This is a genomic window from Achromobacter insuavis, from assembly GCF_902859645.1.
In the GTDB taxonomy this organism is placed as follows: Bacteria; Pseudomonadota; Gammaproteobacteria; order Burkholderiales; family Burkholderiaceae_B; genus Achromobacter; species Achromobacter insuavis.
Genome location: NZ_CADIJR010000004.1, coordinates 142,749 through 159,865, shown reverse-complemented (window position 1 = coordinate 159,865; position 17,117 = coordinate 142,749). Strand labels below are relative to the sequence as shown.

The 17,117-nt window shown below is 66.7% G+C and carries 17 protein-coding genes; 10 read left to right on the top strand and 7 right to left on the bottom strand.

The window, feature by feature from the left end:
• Positions 1-253 precede the first annotated feature (253 nt).
• The 6 genes from hpf to H0523_RS04575 form a co-directional block, all read right to left on the bottom strand.
• A complete protein-coding gene (gene hpf / locus H0523_RS04600) occupies positions 254-589 on the bottom strand; it encodes a ribosome hibernation-promoting factor, HPF/YfiA family (RefSeq protein WP_006391806.1) in 336 nt (111 codons plus the stop codon).
• A gap of 222 nt (positions 590-811) precedes the next feature.
• Positions 812-1,606 (bottom strand): LPS export ABC transporter ATP-binding protein, encoded by a 795-nt coding sequence (lptB, locus tag H0523_RS04595; RefSeq protein ID WP_049076872.1) that lies wholly within the window; start codon positions 1,604-1,606, stop codon positions 812-814.
• Between the two features lie 33 nt (positions 1,607-1,639).
• On the bottom strand, positions 1,640-2,284 hold the full coding sequence (gene lptA / locus H0523_RS04590; RefSeq protein WP_054429288.1) for a lipopolysaccharide transport periplasmic protein LptA: 645 nt from the start codon (positions 2,282-2,284) through the stop codon (positions 1,640-1,642).
• A complete protein-coding gene (lptC, locus tag H0523_RS04585) occupies positions 2,281-2,913 on the bottom strand; it encodes an LPS export ABC transporter periplasmic protein LptC (protein WP_054429289.1) in 633 nt (210 codons plus the stop codon). The genes lptA and lptC overlap by 4 nt, the downstream gene beginning before the upstream one ends.
• Before the next feature lie 30 nt (positions 2,914-2,943).
• On the bottom strand, positions 2,944-3,546 hold the full coding sequence (locus H0523_RS04580) for a KdsC family phosphatase (protein WP_054429290.1): 603 nt from the start codon (positions 3,544-3,546) through the stop codon (positions 2,944-2,946).
• 2 nt (positions 3,547-3,548) lie between these two features.
• Positions 3,549-4,538 (bottom strand): KpsF/GutQ family sugar-phosphate isomerase, encoded by a 990-nt coding sequence (locus tag H0523_RS04575; protein ID WP_054429291.1) that lies wholly within the window; start codon positions 4,536-4,538, stop codon positions 3,549-3,551.
• 104 nt (positions 4,539-4,642) lie between these two features.
• Here H0523_RS04575 and purT point away from each other — a divergent pair, with 104 nt between their 5' ends.
• From purT to H0523_RS04535, 8 genes are all read left to right on the top strand, one after another.
• Positions 4,643-5,860: a formate-dependent phosphoribosylglycinamide formyltransferase gene (purT, locus tag H0523_RS04570; protein ID WP_054429292.1), complete on the top strand. Its 1,218-nt coding sequence runs from the start codon at positions 4,643-4,645 to the stop codon at positions 5,858-5,860.
• 281 nt (positions 5,861-6,141) lie between these two features.
• Positions 6,142-6,687: a GbsR/MarR family transcriptional regulator gene (locus tag H0523_RS04565; RefSeq protein ID WP_049076860.1), complete on the top strand. Its 546-nt coding sequence runs from the start codon at positions 6,142-6,144 to the stop codon at positions 6,685-6,687.
• A gap of 129 nt (positions 6,688-6,816) precedes the next feature.
• The gene (locus H0523_RS04560) at positions 6,817-8,391 is read left to right on the top strand and encodes a cytochrome ubiquinol oxidase subunit I (RefSeq protein WP_054429293.1); all 1,575 of its coding nucleotides are present in this window, start codon (positions 6,817-6,819) and stop codon (positions 8,389-8,391) included.
• Between the two features lie 12 nt (positions 8,392-8,403).
• Positions 8,404-9,555: a cytochrome d ubiquinol oxidase subunit II gene (gene cydB, locus H0523_RS04555; RefSeq protein WP_054429294.1), complete on the top strand. Its 1,152-nt coding sequence runs from the start codon at positions 8,404-8,406 to the stop codon at positions 9,553-9,555.
• A gap of 17 nt (positions 9,556-9,572) precedes the next feature.
• The gene (cydX, locus tag H0523_RS04550) at positions 9,573-9,698 is read left to right on the top strand and encodes a cytochrome bd-I oxidase subunit CydX (protein ID WP_054474887.1); all 126 of its coding nucleotides are present in this window, start codon (positions 9,573-9,575) and stop codon (positions 9,696-9,698) included.
• Positions 9,695-11,440 (top strand): thiol reductant ABC exporter subunit CydD, encoded by a 1,746-nt coding sequence (gene cydD / locus H0523_RS04545; RefSeq protein WP_054429295.1) that lies wholly within the window; start codon positions 9,695-9,697, stop codon positions 11,438-11,440. Before cydX ends, cydD begins: the two co-directional genes overlap by 4 nt.
• On the top strand, positions 11,437-13,134 hold the full coding sequence (gene cydC / locus H0523_RS04540) for a thiol reductant ABC exporter subunit CydC (RefSeq protein WP_054429296.1): 1,698 nt from the start codon (positions 11,437-11,439) through the stop codon (positions 13,132-13,134). The genes cydD and cydC overlap by 4 nt, the downstream gene beginning before the upstream one ends.
• 54 nt (positions 13,135-13,188) lie before the next feature.
• A complete protein-coding gene (locus tag H0523_RS04535) occupies positions 13,189-13,740 on the top strand; it encodes an adenine phosphoribosyltransferase (protein WP_054429297.1) in 552 nt (183 codons plus the stop codon).
• Between the two features lie 61 nt (positions 13,741-13,801).
• Here H0523_RS04535 and H0523_RS04530 read toward each other — a convergent pair whose 3' ends face one another.
• Positions 13,802-14,692 (bottom strand): LysR family transcriptional regulator, encoded by an 891-nt coding sequence (locus H0523_RS04530; protein WP_006391793.1) that lies wholly within the window; start codon positions 14,690-14,692, stop codon positions 13,802-13,804.
• A gap of 382 nt (positions 14,693-15,074) precedes the next feature.
• On the opposite strand from H0523_RS04530, the gene H0523_RS04525 reads away from it, so the two are divergent.
• Positions 15,075-15,458 (top strand): DUF4148 domain-containing protein, encoded by a 384-nt coding sequence (locus tag H0523_RS04525; protein WP_054429298.1) that lies wholly within the window; start codon positions 15,075-15,077, stop codon positions 15,456-15,458.
• A 441-nt stretch (positions 15,459-15,899) separates the two neighbouring features.
• On the top strand, positions 15,900-17,024 hold the full coding sequence (locus H0523_RS04520) for a porin (protein WP_054429299.1): 1,125 nt from the start codon (positions 15,900-15,902) through the stop codon (positions 17,022-17,024).
• The last annotated feature ends 93 nt before the right edge of the window (positions 17,025-17,117 follow it).

Genomic DNA, 17,117 nt, shown 5'->3' with positions numbered 1-17,117 from the left:
TTGTGGGCATTCTTCTCGCGCAGGCGGGTATACCAGTACGGTATGGCGTTGGTGCGCGGCGCGGGTTTGCAGGCGGGAAAAGGCGATCCGCGGGCGTGTGCCGGCGAATGGGGGACGGGAGGTGCGGGGAGGGGAGGGAGTTTGCCGATGCCCCGGCTGGACGATACGTCTAGCGGGACACCGGGACTTAGGCAGGATTCAAGAATCGCTGTTTAGCTTGGCTCGCACGGCGAGCAGGTCATGAAGCGCGGTGTTACTGGGTTGGCGAAAGATTCGCCGCTTGCCGCTTCACGGACTCTGCCGTGTGACTTCGTACCTTGTCCTTGTGCTTGATGACCTGACGGTCGACTTTGTCAGCAAGAAGGTCGATCGCGGCGTAGAGATTTTCATCGGTTGCTTCACAATGAATGTCCTTGCCACTAAGACGCATGGTGATTTCGGCTCTGTGCCGCAGGGGCTCTACTGAGAGCATGACCTGGGTATCGATGACGTGATCGAAATGCCGCAGCACTCGCGCCAGTTTGTTCATGACATATTCCCGGATGGCCGGGGTGACGTCGAGGTGACGACCGCAGATGCTCAGGTTCATAGTGTGCTCTCCTTCTAAAAGAGGAAAAAATGGTGCGCGGAAGGCGCGGTTGGGGTCGTTAGGCGTTCTCCTTGTTTGAGGGGTTCGTTTGATACTAGTGTATAGACTCGGGCCGATAAAACAAGCTGACCTAACGCAAGTTCATGGCATTTTCATGGCGACCGCCCAGGGGCGCGCCCGGGCCCGCGCGGGGGCCCTGGGACTTTCCCCTATCCGGGGGTGTTACATGCGGAAGTGTTCGCCCAGGTAGACGCGGCGCACGGCCGGATCGCCGACGATTTCGTCGGGATGACCGTCGGTCAGCACCTTGCCTTCGCTGATGATGTAGGCGCGGTCGCAGATGCCCAGCGTTTCGCGCACGTTGTGGTCGGTGATCAGCACGCCGATGCCGCGGCCCTTCAGGAAGCGCACGATGCGCTGGATCTCGATCACGGCGATGGGGTCCACGCCGGCGAACGGTTCGTCCAGCAGGATGAAGCGCGGGCTGGTGGCCAGCGCGCGCGCGATTTCGACGCGACGGCGCTCGCCGCCCGACAGCGAGATGGCGGCGTTGCTGCGGATATGGCCGATCTGCAGTTCTTCGAGCAGCAGTTCCATCTGCTCGTTGATCTTGGGCGTGGACAGCGTGCGGCCGTCCGGCCCGATCTGCAGTTCCAGCACCGCGCGGATGTTCTGCTCGACCGTCAGGCGGCGGAACACCGAGGCGTCCTGCGGCAGGTACGACAGCCCCATGCGGGCGCGCTTGTGGATCGGCATCGCGGTGATGACCGAGCCGTCGATCTCGATGCGGCCGGCGTCGGCCGGCACCAGGCCCACGATCATGTAGAAGCTGGTGGTCTTGCCGGCGCCGTTGGGGCCGAGCAGGCCGACCACTTCGCCGCTGGAGACGGACAGGGACACGTCCTGCACCACGGTGCGGCCGTTGTAGGTCTTGCGCAAGCCGGTTGCGCGCAGGCTGCCCTGCTTGACGCCCGAAGGGGCGGAGGTCACGGGAGTCTGCACTGAAGGTTGGTTCATCGTGGCTGCGTGTGGGTGACGTGGTAGGCGCTTTCAGCGCCCCTTCTTCGATTCCTGCTGCTTGCGGCACTCGGCCACCGCGGCATCCGACTTGGCGCGCGGTTCGGCCACGGAACGGACCCGGCCGCCGGCCGCCGAGGAGTTCGGGCCACCCTGGGCTTCGTAGGTGCCGCTCTTCTCGTTGTAGCGCACCCGGTCGCCGCGGATCGTGTCAAACGGTTTGCCACAGACGTAGCGCACCACCACGGCCTGGCCGATCAGGTCGAAGGTGCTGTTGGTGCCGTCGTATTCGGCGCGCAGGCCCTTGCCCTCGATCAGTTCGAAGGTCTCGGGGCGTTCCTGGCGGATGGTGACGACCTTGCCCTTGTTGGCGGTGGCGGTGCCGTACTGGTTGCCGGCGGCGTCCTCGCGCATTTCCAGGTTGTCGGAGGTGAGCGTCATCAGGCCGCGCGTCATGTTGACGTTGCCGGTGAATACGCTCTGCTTCTTCACGTCGTCATAGTGCAACGTGTCCGACAGGATCGTGGTGGTGGGCTCTTCGGCGGGGGCGGTCTTGCTCGAGCCGGCGGCGGCCGGCTTGGGGTCGGCCGCGAGCGCCGGCGCTACCGCCGATGCCATCAGCAGCACCGCGCCAAGCAGGCGCGTGGTGGGGGCAATGCGAATCCGGAAGTCGGTCATGGTTTCTTCTGGTCAGTGGTGTTGGCAGGCGTTTCGGCCGGGCGGCGCGATTTGTTTTCCGTGCCGGCGATTTCCACGTCGGTGGAGGCGGATACCTGCAGTTGGCGTGTCTTGTTGTTGTAGTGCATGCCCTTGCCGTTCATGCGCGAGCGTCCCTTGATGACCTCGGCCGGCAGGTCGGTGTAGACCACGTCGTCGTCGGGCAGCAGGATCAGTTGCTGGCTGCGCACGTCCAGGACGTCGTTGTTGGCGTCCGGCTGGCGGTGCACGTGCGCGTCGCCGTTCATGACGATGCGCTTGCCGCCCTGTTCCATGACGGCCGTCTTGGACACGCCCACGGTGATGGGGCTGGCTTCGCGCTGGCCGACGGCCCGCGGCTGGGTGATGTGATACGAATCGTCGTCCGGGAAATGCTCGGCGTATTCGCCCTCCAGCCGGTTGATGGGGCGGCCGGTGGGGTCGGTGCGCAGCATCACGAAATTGCGCGACCAGGCGTCCATTTCGTGCGTGACGCGGCGCGGCGGGTCCGTCTGGATGGCCCGCTGCGCGTAGTCGGCGGCCCAATACGTGCTGGCGACGAGCACCAGCAGCAGGAACAGCGCGATCAGGGAAGGGAAACGATCTTTCATCAGGTCTGAAGGGCGTGATTGGGGGCGCGTTTACTGGATGGCGCCAGGACCGAGCAGCCCCGGCGCCGCCAGGAAACCGCCCAGCCGGCCCTGGGAGGCCAGCAGCAGGTCGCAGCATTCGCGCACCGCGCCGTTGCCGCCAGGTTGCGTGGCGATCCAGTGGGCCGCCTGGCTGACGTAGCCCGGCGCATTCGGCACGCTGGCGGCGAAGCCGGCGCGTTGCATGGCCGGCAGGTCGATGATGTCATCGCCCATGTAGCCGGTCTGGTTCAGTTGGACCGCGCTGCGCTGCGCAAGTTCGGCCAGCGCGGTGCCCTTGTCGCGCACGCCCTGCATGATCTCGGAAATGCCCAGCTCGGCGGCGCGGCGCGCGACGATCGGGCCGGAGCGGCCGGTCATCAGCGCCACTTTCAGGCCGCCTTCCATCAGCAGGCGCAGGCCGTGGCCATCGAGCGCATGGAAGCGCTTCTGGACTTCGCCGGTCTCGCCGTAATACAGGCCGCCGTCGGTCAGCACGCCGTCCACGTCGAAGACCATCAGGCGCACGGCGGCGGCGCGTTCGCGCACGGCCGGCGCGATACGGGCCAGGACCAGGGCTTCGGCGGGGTGGGTGATCGAGGAGGGAAGGGTCATAGTCATACCACTTTGGCGGCCATCAGGTCGTGCATGTGCAAGGCGCCGAGCAGGGCGCCATCGGCGTCCAGCACCAGCATGTGATTGAGCCGCAGTTCGTCCATCTGGCGCGCGGCCTCGACGGCGAGCGCGTCCGGGTTGATGCTGCGCGGCGAGCGCGTCATGCCGGCCTCGACCGTGAGGCTGCGGATGTCGCCGTGGCGCGCGATCAGGCGGCGCAGGTCGCCGTCGGTGAAGATGCCCACCGGGCGGTGCTGGGCATCGCTCACCACGGTCATGCCCATGCCCTTGGCGGACATGACCTCGAGCGCCTGCGAGACCGGCGTGCCCTGCGCCACGACGGGCAGGGCGTCGCCCTGGCGCATGACGTTGCGCACGTGGGTCAGCAGGCGGCGGCCAAGCGCGCCGCCCGGGTGCGAGCGGGCGAAATCCTGCGGCCCGAACCCGCGCGCCTCGAGACAGGCCACGGCCAGCGCATCGCCCAGGGCCAGGGCCGTGGTGGTGCTGGCGGTGGGCGCCAGGTTCAGCGGGCAGGCTTCCTGGGACACGCTGGCGTCCAGGTGGACGTCGGCCAGCAGGGCCAGTTCGGATTGCGGATTGCCGGTGATGGCGACCAGGCCGGCGCCCATGCGGCGGGCCACCGGCAGGATGGTCAGCAGTTCCTGGCCGGTGCCGGAGTACGAAATGGCGATCAGGACGTCGTCGCGGGTGATCATGCCCAGGTCGCCGTGCACGGCCTCGGCGGCATGCACGAAGAAGGCGGGCGTGCCGGTCGAGGCCAGCGTGGCGGCGATCTTGCGGGCGATGTGGCCGGTCTTGCCGATGCCGCTGACGACCACGCGCCCACGGCAGGCCAGCAGCATCTCGACGACCCGCGCGAAGCTGTCGTCCAGCCGCGCGGACAGGTCCAGGATGCCCTGGCTTTCGATTTGCAGCGTCCGGCGCGCAGATGCCAGCGCGGTCTCGGACGTTGTGGTGGGATGGTCGGTCATCAGGGGATTTTAATATCAGGTTGCGGGTTTGCCCCTGGGAGGGGGGTATGGCATCCTGGCGACTCTTTTATCCGGCTATCAATCTTTCCTTTCCAGGCCCGCTCATGTCCAGCATTCCCAGTCCCGTCCTTGGCACGCCCCTGTCCCCCCTGGCCACCCGAGTCATGCTGCTCGGATCGGGCGAATTGGGCAAAGAGGTCATCATCGCCCTGCAGCGGCTGGGCGTGGAAGTCATTGCGGTGGACCGGTATGCCGACGCGCCTGGCCACCAAGTGGCGCATCGCGCCCACGTGGTGTCGATGACGGACCCGGAAGCCCTGGAAAAAATCATCCGGCAGGAGCAGCCGCACGTTATTGTCCCCGAAATCGAGGCCATTGCCACCAATTTGCTGGTGGACCTGGAAGCCGCCGGCGTGGCGCGGGTCACCCCGACCGCCCGGGCGGCCCAGCTGACCATGAACCGCGAGGGCATCCGCCGCCTGGCCGCCGAGACCCTGGGCCTGCCCACCTCGCCCTACGCCTTCGTCGATACCGAAGACGAACTGCGCCAGGCCATCGACGGCGGCATCGGCTATCCCTGCGTCATCAAGCCGGTCATGTCCTCGTCGGGCAAGGGCCAGTCCGTCATCAAGGGCGCGGACGACCTGGCCTCGGCCTGGCGCTACGCCCAGGAGGGCGGCCGGGTGGGCGGCGGCCGCGCCATCGTCGAGGGCTTCATCCGCTTCGACTACGAAATCACGCTGCTGACCGTGCGCGCCCGCGGCGCCGACGGCCAGGTCGAGACCCGCTACTGCGAGCCGATCGGCCACAAGCAGGTCGACGGCGACTACGTCGAGAGCTGGCAGCCCCATCCCATGTCGCCCGCCGCCCTGGAGCGCGCCCGCGAGATCGCCCTGGCCGTGACGGCCGAGCTGGGCGGCCTGGGCATTTTCGGCGTCGAGCTGTTCGTGGCCGGCGACCAGGTCTGGTTCTCCGAGGTCAGCCCGCGCCCGCACGATACCGGCATGGTGACCATGATCACCCAGGCCCAGAACGAATTCGAGCTGCACGCCCGCGCCCTGCTGGGCCTGCCGGTGGACACCTCGCTGCGCCAGCCCGGCGCCAGCAGCGTCATCTATGGCGGGGTCGAGGCCAAGGCCGTGTCGTTCCACAACGTCGCCCAGGCGCTGGTCGAGCCCGGCACCGACATCCGCCTGTTCGGCAAGCCCGAATCCTTCGTCAAGCGCCGCATGGGCGTGGGCCTGGCGGTCGCCGAGGACGTGGCCGCCGCGCGCGCCAAGGCCAAGCGCGTCTCCGCCGCCGTGACCGTCAAGGCTGGCTGACCCGTTGGTCAGTCCCGGGCGCGCCAGCCGCGGCGCCCCGGATTTCCCGTTGCTTCCCAGCCACCCGCCGACAGGCGGGTGGCTTTTTTTCGTCGTGCGCCCACAACAGATTGCGACTGATTTCGGGGGCGGAGCGACAGAATTGTCATCCCTTGCGGCTATACCCCTGTCATCGGTGTGGTTTGTGTTTTCGCACAGTTTGTTCGATAATTTCAGGAATTTCTGAAAGCGGCGTAACTATTTATGTTTGCCGTCGTTGCATTTGTTGGCCTGGATGGATCATGGTGCTTACCCCTCAAAACGAACGTTTCGTCCTGCACTTCGGCGAAATGGGCAGCCGTTGGGGCGTCAATCGCACCGTCGGCCAGATCTACGCTTTGCTGTTCCTGGCGCCCCAGCCCCTGCATGCCGATGACATCGCCGAGACGCTGGGCTTCTCCCGTTCGAACGTCAGCCTGGGCCTGAAGGAGCTGCAGTCCTGGCGCCTGGTGAAGCTGGTGCACCAGGTCGGCGACCGCCGCGACTACTTCGAGACGCCCAAGGATGTCTGGGAGATCTTCCGCATCCTGATGGAAGAGAAGCGCAAGCGCGAAATCGATCCCACCCTGACCTTGCTGCGAGACACCCTGCTCGAGCCTCCCACGGGGCCCGATGGCGCCTACGCGCAGCAACGCATGACCGAAATGCTGGAGCTCATCGAACTGTCCACCGGATGGTTCGATGAGGTTCAACGTCTGCCGCCGGAGACGCTGCAGAACCTGATGAAGCTGGGTTCGAAAGTGCAGAAAGTGCTGGGCTTCGCCGGCAAGTTGCGGGGCAAAGGCTGATCGCTGATCCGCCCCGATTTTTTCAGGAAACCTCTATGAAGCTGTATACAACGCCCTTATCATGGCGCGAGAGACGGCCTGGGAACCATGCCGGTTGCTGTGGCTACTCACCTGCATGGGAGCGCCCCAATGATTGATCTCGACGTCGTCAACCTGTCGCGATTCCAGTTTGCCGCGACCGCGCTGTACCACTTCCTCTTCGTCCCTCTCACGCTCGGCCTGTCGTTCATCCTGGCCATCATGGAAAGCGTGTACGTCATGACTGGCCGCCCCATCTGGAAGCGGATGACGATGTTCTGGGGCACCCTGTTCGGCATCAACTTCGCGCTGGGCGTGGCCACGGGCGTGGTCATGGAGTTCCAGTTCGGCATGAACTGGTCGTACTACAGCCACTACGTGGGCGACATCTTCGGCGCGCCGCTGGCGCTCGAAGGGCTGATGGCCTTCTTCCTGGAAGCCACCTTCGTCGGCCTGTTCTTCTTCGGCTGGAACCGCATGTCCAAGGTCAGCCACCTGGTGGTGACCTGGCTGGTGGCGTTCGGCACCAACTTCTCGGCGCTGTGGATCCTGATCGCCAACGGCTGGATGCAGAACCCGGTGGGCGCGGTGTTCAACCCCGACACCATGCGCATGGAAATGACCGACTTCGCCGCGGTGATCTTCAACCCGGTGGCGCAGGCCAAGTTCGTGCATACGGTCAGCGCGGGCTACGTGGCCGGCGCCATGTTCGTCATGTCGATCAGCGCCTGGTACCTGCTCAAGGGCCGCCACACCGACCTGGCCAAGCGCTCGATGGCGGTCGCCGCCAGCTTCGGCCTGGCGTCGGCGCTGTCGGTCGTCGTGCTGGGTGACGAAAGCGGTTATCTCACCACCGAACACCAGAAGATGAAGATCGCGGCCATGGAATCCATGTGGCACACCGAGCCGGCGCCCGCGTCCTTCAACCTGATCGCGCTGCCCAACCAGGCCGAACGCAAGAACGACTTCGCCATCGAGATTCCCTACGTCATGGGCCTCATCGGCACGCGTTCGCTGACGACGCCGCTGCTGGGCATCAACGACCTGATCCTGCGCGCCGAAAACCGCATCCGCGACGGCATGGTGGCGTACGACGCCCTGCAGAAGATCCGCGCCAATCCCAAGGATGTCGATGCGCGCATGGTGTTCGACCGCACCTGGCCCGATCTCGGCTACGCGCTGCTGGTCAAGCGCTACCAGACCGACATGAGCAAGGTCACCGAGGAAGACATCAAGAAGGCCGCGGTGGATACCGTGCCGAACGTGGCGCCGCTGTTCTGGGCGTTCCGCGTCATGGTGGCCGTGGGCATGTACCTGATCCTGTTCTTCGGCGTGGCGTTCTGGCTGGCCTCGCGCGGCCGCCTCGACAGCCGTCGCGGCCTGCTGAAGGTGGCGCTGTGGAGCCTGCCGATGCCCTGGATCGCCATCGAGAGCGGCTGGTTCGTGGCCGAGTATGGCCGCCAGCCGTGGGTGATCGAAGGCGTGCTGCCGACGTACTACGCGGCGTCCGGCCTGACCATCGCCGACCTGGCCATCAGCCTGACGATCTTCCTGGTGCTGTACACCGCGCTGTTGATCATTGGCGTCAAGGTCATGCTGCACGCCGTGCGCAAGGGCCCGAAGTCCGACGCGCCGGCCCCGGCCAGCGCCGCCGCCGATCCCGTCCACGCCGCCGTGCGCGCTTAAGGGAGAGAAGCCATGGATACCCTTATTCCTTTTGACTACGCCACCTTGCGGGTGGTCTGGTGGGTGCTGCTGGGTGCGCTGCTGATCGGCTTTGCCGTCATGGACGGCTTCGATCTGGGCGTGGCCGCGCTGCTGCCGGTGGTCGCCAAGACCGACGCCGAACGCCGCGTGGTGATCAATGTGGTCGGCCCCGTGTGGGAAGGCAACCAGGTGTGGCTGATCACCGCGGGCGGCGCCATTTTCGCCGCCTGGCCGCTGTTGTATGCCGCGTCGTTCTCGGGCTTCTACCTGGCGATGATGCTGGCGCTGATCGCGCTGATCCTGCGTCCGGTCGGCTTCAAGTACCGCAGCAAGATGGAAGGCACGCGCTGGCGCAACAGCTGGGACGGCGTGCTGTGCTTCTCGGGCGTGGTGGCCTCGCTGGTGTTCGGCGTGGCCGTGGGCAACATCATCCTCGGCGTGCCGTTCACGTTCGACGAGAACGCGCTGCGCATGGTGTACCAGGGCCACTTCTACCAGCTGTTCACGCCGTTCGCGCTGCTGTGCGGCGTGCTGAGCGTGGTGATGCTGGCGATGCATGGCGCGGTGCTGCTGGCCTGGCGCACCGAGGATCCGATCTCGTCGCGGGCCCGCAACTGGGGGCGTCTGTTGGCGCTGTTGACGCTGGTGCTGTTCGTCGCGGGCGGGTTCTGGGTGAAGGCGCTTGGCGGTCACGCCATCACCAGCGCCGTCGACATGCAGGGACCGTCGGATCCCATGCTCAAGACGGTCGCGGTGCAGGCCGGCGCCTGGATGGCCAACTACGCCAAGTGGCCGCTGATGTGGATCGCGCCCGCGCTGGGCGTGGCGGGCGCCGTGCTGGTGCTGCTGTTGTTGACGCTGCGCGCCAACGTGCTGTCGTTCCTGGCGTCGGCGGTGTCGATCGCCGGCGTCATCCTGACGGTCGGCTTCTCGCTGTTCCCGTTCCTGATGCCGTCGTCGACCAACCCCAAGGCCGGCCTGACGGTCTGGGACGCCTCGTCCAGCCACATGACCCTGTGGATCATGGTGATCGCCGTGGTCATCTTCCTGCCGATCGTCACGCTCTACACCGCCTGGGTGTACCGCGTCATGCGCGGCAAGGTGACGCACGAATCCGTGGGCGACACGCCCAACTCGTACTGATCTAAGGAGCCTTCACCATGTGGTATTTCTCATGGGTACTCGGTCTGGGATTGGCGTGTGCGTTCGCCATCCTCAATGCAATGTGGTTCGAGCTGCGCGAAGGTCACTCGCATGACCCGCGCGCCAGCCGTAACGACGAGTGAGCGGCCGCGCCAGCAGCCTCGAGCATGACCCCTCGGCCACCCTGCGCAAGCCGCCGCGCGAGCAATCGCGCTGGCTGATGGCGCTGGCCGGGGCGGCCCGGCTGCCTCTCATCCTGGCGGGCGCGGCGCCGCTGGTGTCGGGCGCGTTGCTGGTGGTCCAGGCCTGGCTGCTGGCCAGCGTGCTGGACGCCGCCATCGTGCGGCAGGCGCCGCGCCTGGAACTGCTTGGCCAGATCCTGGCCATCGCCGCGTTGATGCTGGCGCGCGCCTGCATCACGTGGGCGGGCGAGCGCGCCGGGGCCGATGCCGCCGAGCGCATCAAGCGCCACGTGCGCCAGGCGCTGTTCGCGCGCCTGCTGCGCAAGGGGCCCGACTGGAGCCGCCGCCAGGCCTCGGGCGAAATCGCCAGTGCGCTGGTGGACCAGGTCGAGGCGCTCGACGGCTTCTTCTCCAAATACCTGCCGGCCATGGCCGCGGCGGCGCTGCTGCCGGTGGCGTTTGCCGTGCTGCTGTTGCCGGTGGATGTGATCGCGGGGCTGGTGCTGTTGATCACTGCGCCGCTGATTCCGCTGTTCATGGCGCTGGTCGGCTGGGGCGCGCAAGGCGCCAGCCGGCGTCACCTGCGGGCCTTCGCGCGGCTGTCGGGATTCTTCGCCGACCGCCTGCGCGGCCTCTCCACCCTGAAGCTGTATGGCCGCGCCGAAGCCGAGGCGGCTTCCGTCGCCGCCGCCAGCGATGCGCTGCGCCAGCGCACCATGTCCGTGCTGCGGATCGCCTTCCTGTCGTCGGCGGTGCTGGAATTCTTCGCCGCGCTGGGCGTGGCGGGCGTGGCCGTCTACATCGGCCTGAGCTACCTGGGGTTCCTGGACCTGCGCTGGTCGCCGTTCACGTTGCAGGCCGGCCTGTTCTGTCTGCTGATGGCGCCGGAGGTCTATGCGCCGTTGCGCCAGTTCGCCGCGCACTACCACGACCGCGCCACGGCGCTGGCGGCGGTGTCGCAGATCGCCACGTTGTTCGATGGCCTGCCGCAAGAGGAAGCCGTCGAACCGCGCCAGGATGCGTCGATGGCGCTGGCATCGGGCGCCGCCGGGTTGACGGTGACGGGCTTGACCATGACGGCGCCTGGCCGGCCCGTGCCGGTGTTGTCCGCGGCGGCGTTGACGCTGGCCCCGGGCGAGCACGCGGCCTTGATGGGCCCGAGCGGCATCGGCAAGTCCACCCTGATCGAGGCCATCGCGCGCCTGCGCCCGGGCGACGGCGACATCCGTCTCGATGGCGTGCCGCTGGGCCAGTGGGGCGAGGCCGACCTGCGCGCGCGCGTGGCGCTGATCGGGCAGAAGCCGCAGCTGCTGGCCGGGTCGATCGCGGACAACATCCGCCTGGGACGTCCCGATGCGTCCGATGCCATGGTGCATGACGCGGCGCGCCGCGCCTGTGTGCTCGAATTCGCCGCCGCGTTGCCGCAAGGGCTGGACACGCCGCTGGGCAGCCGCGGCCATGGCCTGTCGGGCGGCCAGGCGCAACGCGTCGCGCTGGCGCGCCTGTTCCTGCGCGATCCCGGGCTGATCCTGCTGGACGAGCCCACGGCGCATCTGGACGAGGCCACGCAGGCGCGGGTGCTGGACGAGATCCTGGCATTCGCCGCGGGCCGCACGCTGCTGCTCGCCACCCACTCGCCCGCGGTGGCGGCGCGTTTCGCGCGCGTGCTGCGCGTGGCCGATGCCAAAGTGAAAGACGCATGAAGAACCTGTTGCTGCTTCTGCCCCTGTACGTACGCCGCAAGGCCGGCCTGTTGCTTGCGCTGTTCTGTGCGCTGGCGACGGTGGCCGCGGGCGTCGGCCTGCTGGGCGTGTCGGGCTGGTTCCTGACCGGCGCCGCATTGGCCGGCGCCGGCGGCGCCTTCAACCTGTTCGCGCCGTCCGCGCTGGTGCGGGGCCTGTCGTTCCTGCGCATCGTGTCGCGTTATGCCGACCGGGTGGTCGGGCATGCCGCCACGCTGCGCCTGCTGGCCGACCTGCGTGCGGCGGTCTTCACGGCGCTGATCCGCCTGACGCCGCGCCAGCTGGCGCGTTACCGCAGCGGCGACCTGGTGGCGCGCATGACGGGCGACGTCGACGCGCTCGATACCGTGTTCCTGTTCGTGCTGGCGCCGCTGGCGACGGCCATCCTGGCCGGCGCGGCGTTGACCGCGGTGCTGGGGTATTGGGTGCCGGCCGCGGCCCTGGTGTTCGCCCTGGCGCTGCTGGTGGTTTGTGCCGTGGTGCCACTGTGGCTGCTGCGCGCCGCGCGCAAGCCCGGCGAGGCCGCGCAGGAGAGCGCCGCCGGACTGCGCGCCGCCGTGCTCGACGCGGTCGATGGCCATGCCGATATGGTCGCGCTGCACGCGCAGTCGCAGACCCAGGCGCATTTCGAACAATTGTGCGAAGCCAGCGCGCGGGCGCGCGGCAGCCAGGCCCGGGTCGCGGCGCGCGGGCAATGGTTCCTGCAGGCGGCGGCCGGGCTGTCGGTGCTGGCGCTGTTGTGGTTCGGCCTCGCGCGTTACGAAGCGGGCGCGCTGCAGGGGCCGTTGCTGGTGGGGCTGCTGCTGGCCGTGATCGGCATCTTCGAGGTGGCCGGTCCGATCATGCGCGGCGCTTCGCGCATGGGGTCGGCGCTGTCGGCCGCCGCGCGCATCCGCGACGTGGCGCAGCGCGAGCCCGACATGCGCGACCCCGCCGCGCCTAGCCCGCTGCCGACGCGCGGCGCGCTGGAACTGGTCGATGTGTCGTTCGCCTATCCGGCGCGGGCCGGCGAGACGCCGGCGCCGCTGCTGCGCAACGTGCAACTGCGGGTCGAGCCGGGTGAACGGGTCGCCATCCTGGGAGAGAGTGGCGCGGGCAAGTCCACGCTGCTGCATCTGCTGCTGCGCCTGGAGGATCCGCTGGCCGGCCAGGTGCGCTATGCCGGCGTCGATGCCCGCGCCTGTGCGCAGGCGGACTGGCATCGGCGCATCGCGTTGCTGTCGCAGGACGCGCCGGTGTTTCTCGGCACCCTGCGCACCAATCTGCTGATTGGCGATCCGCAGGCCGGCGACGCCGAGCTGGGGCGCGCGCTGGACGCCGCCCGCCTGGGGGAGTTCGTGCGCGGCTTGCCCGACGGGCTGGATACCTGGGCCGGTGAAACTGGCTCGTTGCTGTCCGCCGGGCAGGCGCGGCGCCTGTGCCTGGCGCGGGCGTTGTTGTCGCCGGCCGACGTCATCGTGCTGGATGAACCGACGGCCGGACTGGACGCGGCGGCCGAGGCGGCGTTCTTTGCCGACCTGGAACACGCGGTGCGGGGACGCACCGTCGTGCTGGCCACGCATGCCGTTCTGCCGCCCGGCGCCGTCGACCGCTGTTGCACCTTGCGCGGCGGACAGTTGCATGACATGTCAACACCGGTGGCGGTCCTGGCTTAAGCGCGGTTGCGCGGTTATAGTTCGCCTTGCTTCAATTCTCCAGGGCCAGCTTCCATGCAGACCGACAACGCCGAGTACATCCGGCGCACCATCCGCAGCGTGCCTGACTGGCCCCAACCTGGTGTCATTTTTCGCGACATCACGCCAGTGCTGCAGGACCCGCGTGCGTTCCGGGTGCTGATCGACCTTTTCGTCTACCGCTACATGCGCCAGCGCCTGGATCTGGTGGCGGGCGTGGACGCGCGCGGCTTCATCATCGGCAGCGTGCTGGCCTATGAACTCAACCTGGGTTTCGTGCCGGTGCGCAAGAAGGGCAAGCTGCCGTACCGCACCGTGGCCGAGGAATACTCGCTCGAATACGGCAACGCGGCCGTCGAGATGCACACTGATTCCGTGCGCACCGGCCAGCGCGTCCTGCTGGTGGATGACCTGATCGCCACGGGCGGCACGATGCTGGCGGCCATCAAGCTGCTGCAGCGCCTGGGCGCGAACGTGGTCGAGGCCGCCGCCATCATCGACCTGCCCGAACTCGGCGGGTCGACCAAGATCGCGGCCACCGGCACGCCGCTCTATACCGTCTGTCAATACGATAGCGCGTCGGTCTGAGGCCGGCGCGGGCGCGGACGCTTCAGGCTTTCGCCTCAGGCGTCTGCGTTACGCATCCGCGTCACGCATCCGAGAGTCGCGGCTGGATGAAGTCCAGGAAGGCCTTGGTCTTGGCCGGCAGCATGCGCGACGGCAGCAGGGCGAACAGGGGCAGGGGCGTCAGGCTCCAGTCGGGCAGCACGCGCACCAGGCCGGCCTGCTTGATGGCCCGCTCCATTGCATCGAACACCAGCAGCGGCGTGATGCCCAGGCCCTGTCCGGCCAGGCGTCCCAGCATGCCGACATTGTTGGCCGACAGCCGGCCCGACACCTGCACGCGCTCCACCTTGTCACCCGAATGCAGCATCCAGAAGGATGACTCGTCGCGCATCGTCGGGCGCAGGCACTCGTGGTGGCTCAGGTCCGCCGGCACCCGCGGCTCGCCATGGCGCGCCAGATAGTCGGGCGAGGCGTACAGCTGGTGCGCCATCAGCACGATCTTGCGCGAGATGAGGCTGGAATCGGGCTGTTGCCCGAAGCGCAGGATCAGGTCGAACGGATTGCTGATCGGGTCGATCGGCCGCATGCTCAGGTCGAAATCACATTCGATATCGGGGTGCTGTTCGCGGAACTCGCGGATCACGGCGGGAAGGAACAGCTGCGCCAGGCTGGTGGGCAGCGAGATGCGCAGGCGGCCCTTGGGCTGCACCGCCATGTCCAGCAGCTGGTCGTGGGCGATGCGGGCTTCTTCGACGATATGCCGGCAGCGCTCGAAATAGATGGCGCCGGCTTCGGTCAGGTCGATCTTGCGCGTGCTGCGGTTCAGCAGGCGCATGCCGACGCTGCGCTCAAGTTCACTGACGCGCCGCGAGAGCGTGGACGTTGGAATATTCAAGGCTTCGGCGGCGTGGCTGAAGTTCTTGCGCTTGGCGACCTCGACGAAAAGCGCGATGTCGTTAAGCTGAATATCCATGGTGCCCTCAAACTCCAAATTCCATTTCTGGCAGGTTCATATGATAAGTGGAAATATTGTCCCGCCAGTGGAAATGTCTATTTAGCCAACATGAATGACTATTCCGTCAGATGGGAAACATACGTTCCGTTACCAGGCTGGCGCGCGGCTGAATGCCCGTGTGGCCTTGCGCCATAGGACGCGACCCGTTGTTGCGCGGCGCGAAGCCCGTTCCGGCGGGATACGCTTTGCAATTGTCCCGTACATGCAAATATGTTCACCAAAATAAGGGTTTTTACTAGGGCCTGATCGCCAGATACTGCATCCCAGCAATCGAATTGTCACATTGCCGCCGCCGCCCTGGTGGCGGACGGTGTGCCAGGTTTAGGATGGAGTCATCACAATGAAAGCCCTAGCTACCGCACTCATGGTTACCGCAACGCTGGCGGGCATGTCCGCCGCCCACGCCGATGGCAAGACGCGTGAACAGGTCCAGCAGGAACTGCAGGCCGCCAAGGCCGCCGGCCAGGTCACGTTCGGCGAACTGGACTATCCGCCCGCCATCGCCCAGCAGACGGGCATGACGCGCGAACAGGTCCAACAGGAACTGCAAAGCGCCAAGGCCGCCGGCCAGGTCACCAGCGGCGAGCTGGACTACCCGCCGCGCGCCGCCGCCACGCAGACGGTCGGCAAGACCCGCGAACAGGTACGCGAAGAACTGGCCCAGGCCAAGGCCCGCGGCGAATACACCTTCGGTGAACTGGACTACCCGCCCAAGGGTCGTTGATCCGAGGCTGTCCGCCACGACGCCGAATCGGAAAGCCCCTTGCCCGCCAAGGGGTTTTTTATCTCTCGGTCCGGGGCTCGCCGTCGCCGCCGTTGTCGTGTTTATGCCGCATCGACTGTGCCACCCACGCAACATGTGATGTCGATTTCCCTCGGGCACGGCGACTCGCGGCAGTCCTGAAAACACGAATTGTGAGCAAGAATTCACATTTGATATCAAGGCCTTAATACGCATCTTCCGGAACCGTGCGCGGCATGCGGCGGGCATTATCCCGCCCATGGAAAGTAGTTCTTCGAAATCCGGGTTACTTCAAATTGTTCCAGGGCAGACACTAGATTCAGTGCAGACGCCGCTCGCTTTTTTCGTAGCGGCACGCAGGCCGCGGCGATGTCGCCGCGCGGTTGCGGAATGCCTTTATCTCTCGCCATCTTGGGGACTTTTATGAAGAAGACGCTATTGGCAGTCGCGTTGCTGGCCGGTTTCGCCGGCGCCGCGCATGCCGCTGATTCCGTGACGCTGTACGGTTTGATCGACGCCGGTGTCGGCTACGAGCAAGTGAAGTTCAAGGGCCAGTCGCAAAGCCGCATCGGCGCCGTGCAAGGCGTGAGCAGCGGCTCGCGCTTCGGCCTGCGCGGCACGGAAGACCTGGGTGACGGCCTGCGCGCCGTGTTCAACCTGGAAGGCGGTTTCGGCCCGATGAACGGCCAATCGCTGCAGAACGGTCGCCTGTGGGGCCGCCAGGCCACCGTGGGCCTGGACAGTGATTCGTGGGGCCGCCTGGAATTCGGCCGCCAGACCAACCTGGCCTCGAAGTACTTCGGTTCGATCGATCCGTTCGCCATCAGCTACAACACCGCCAACCTGGGTACGACGTTCAGCAGCGCCAACACCATGCGCCTGGACAACATGGTCCTGTACCAAACCCCCAGCATGGACGGCTTCAAGCTGGGCGTGGGCTATTCGTTCAGCGCCGATGACACCGTCGAAGACGGCGTCAAGGAAAAGCACCAGACCGGCTTCGCCACGGGCAACAACAACCGTGTCCTGACCGTGGGCGCCCAATACCTGAACGGTCCGCTGAACCTGGCCGCGGCCTACGACCGCTTCAATCCGTCCAATGACAGCATCGGCGGCAAGTCCAGCTCGCGCGTCCAGGAATACATCATCGGCGGCACCTACGACTTCGAAGTGGTGAAGCTGGCGGCGGCGTTCAGCCAGACCCGCGACGGCTGGTTCATCGGCCAGAACATGGGCACGACGCCGGACGGCATGCAGAAGCTGGGCTCGTTCAAGCTGGCTGACGGTTTCCGCGCCAATTCCTACATGATCGGCGCCACCGTGCCCCTGGGCCGCCACGCCATCTTCGGTTCCTGGCAGCGCGCCACGCCGAACAACGACAAGCTGACCGGCGACGACGCGACGTTCAACGTCTACAGCCTGGGCTACACGTACGACTTCACCAAGCGCACCAACCTGTACGCGTACGCCTCCTACGGCGACAACTACGCGTTCCAGCACGATGCGCGCGACACCGCGTTCGCGGTGGGTCTGCGTCACCGTTTCTAAGCGAGGGTATCGGCCCGACCGCACCTTGCTGAATGCGCGGCACATCTCCGTGAGCCGCCGAGTGACAGCGAACCCCCCCTTCAGGTTGCGGCC

Coding starts and splice junctions, on each gene's coding strand:
- lptC (WP_054429289.1), bottom strand. CDS start 2,913: ATGAAAGATCGTTTCCCTTCCCTGATCGCGCTGTTCCTGCTGCTGGTG.
- lptA (WP_054429288.1), bottom strand. CDS start 2,284: ATGACCGACTTCCGGATTCGCATTGCCCCCACCACGCGCCTGCTTGGC.
- H0523_RS04565 (WP_049076860.1), top strand. CDS start 6,142: ATGGTGCTTACCCCTCAAAACGAACGTTTCGTCCTGCACTTCGGCGAA.
- lptB (WP_049076872.1), bottom strand. CDS start 1,606: ATGAACCAACCTTCAGTGCAGACTCCCGTGACCTCCGCCCCTTCGGGC.
- cydC (WP_054429296.1), top strand. CDS start 11,437: ATGAAGAACCTGTTGCTGCTTCTGCCCCTGTACGTACGCCGCAAGGCC.
- H0523_RS04530 (WP_006391793.1), bottom strand. CDS start 14,692: ATGGATATTCAGCTTAACGACATCGCGCTTTTCGTCGAGGTCGCCAAG.
- H0523_RS04535 (WP_054429297.1), top strand. CDS start 13,189: ATGCAGACCGACAACGCCGAGTACATCCGGCGCACCATCCGCAGCGTG.
- H0523_RS04525 (WP_054429298.1), top strand. CDS start 15,075: ATGAAAGCCCTAGCTACCGCACTCATGGTTACCGCAACGCTGGCGGGC.
- H0523_RS04560 (WP_054429293.1), top strand. CDS start 6,817: ATGATTGATCTCGACGTCGTCAACCTGTCGCGATTCCAGTTTGCCGCG.
- purT (WP_054429292.1), top strand. CDS start 4,643: ATGTCCAGCATTCCCAGTCCCGTCCTTGGCACGCCCCTGTCCCCCCTG.
- H0523_RS04520 (WP_054429299.1), top strand. CDS start 15,900: ATGAAGAAGACGCTATTGGCAGTCGCGTTGCTGGCCGGTTTCGCCGGC.
- H0523_RS04580 (WP_054429290.1), bottom strand. CDS start 3,546: ATGACCCTTCCCTCCTCGATCACCCACCCCGCCGAAGCCCTGGTCCTG.
- cydX (WP_054474887.1), top strand. CDS start 9,573: ATGTGGTATTTCTCATGGGTACTCGGTCTGGGATTGGCGTGTGCGTTC.
- hpf (WP_006391806.1), bottom strand. CDS start 589: ATGAACCTGAGCATCTGCGGTCGTCACCTCGACGTCACCCCGGCCATC.
- cydB (WP_054429294.1), top strand. CDS start 8,404: ATGGATACCCTTATTCCTTTTGACTACGCCACCTTGCGGGTGGTCTGG.
- H0523_RS04575 (WP_054429291.1), bottom strand. CDS start 4,538: ATGACCGACCATCCCACCACAACGTCCGAGACCGCGCTGGCATCTGCG.